The sequence below is a fragment of the Amycolatopsis sp. SID8362 genome (assembly GCF_010550475.1).
In the GTDB taxonomy this organism is placed as follows: domain Bacteria; phylum Actinomycetota; class Actinomycetes; order Mycobacteriales; family Pseudonocardiaceae; genus Amycolatopsis; species Amycolatopsis eburnea.
Genome location: NZ_JAAGNB010000379.1, coordinates 1 through 428, shown reverse-complemented (window position 1 = coordinate 428; position 428 = coordinate 1). Strand labels below are relative to the sequence as shown.

Below are 428 nucleotides of genomic sequence, written 5' to 3'. Positions count from 1 at the left end.
TGGCGCCGCGCGACGTCGTCTCGGCGGCGATCACGCGGCGGATGACGGCCGCGCCCGGCGGCGTCGACGACCACGTCTTCCTCGACGCCACCTCGATCGGCGGCTTCGCGCAGCGGTTCCCGACGGTGTTCGCGGCGTGCGCGGCGCTGGGCCTCGACCCCGCCGTGGACCCGATCCCGGTCACCCCGGCGGCGCACTTCTCGTGCGGCGGCGTGGTGACCACTGTGGACGGACGCTCGTCGGTGGCCGGGCTCTACGCGGCCGGCGAGGTCGCGCGGACCGGGCTGCACGGCGCGAACCGGCTGGCCTCCAACAGCCTGCTCGAAGGCCTGGTCGTCGGGCAGCGCGTCGCGGAGGCCGTCGCGGCGGACCTCGCGGCCGGGTTGCTGGCCGATCCTTCGCGCGGGCGGCTGCCGTCGCGCGTCACC

1 protein-coding gene is annotated in these 428 nt (G+C 77.1%); it reads left to right on the top strand.

The features are described from left to right. Positions 1–428, top strand: a 428-nt coding sequence (locus G3I65_RS12030; protein ID WP_160696174.1) for an FAD-binding protein, incomplete at both ends; no start/stop codon positions are given.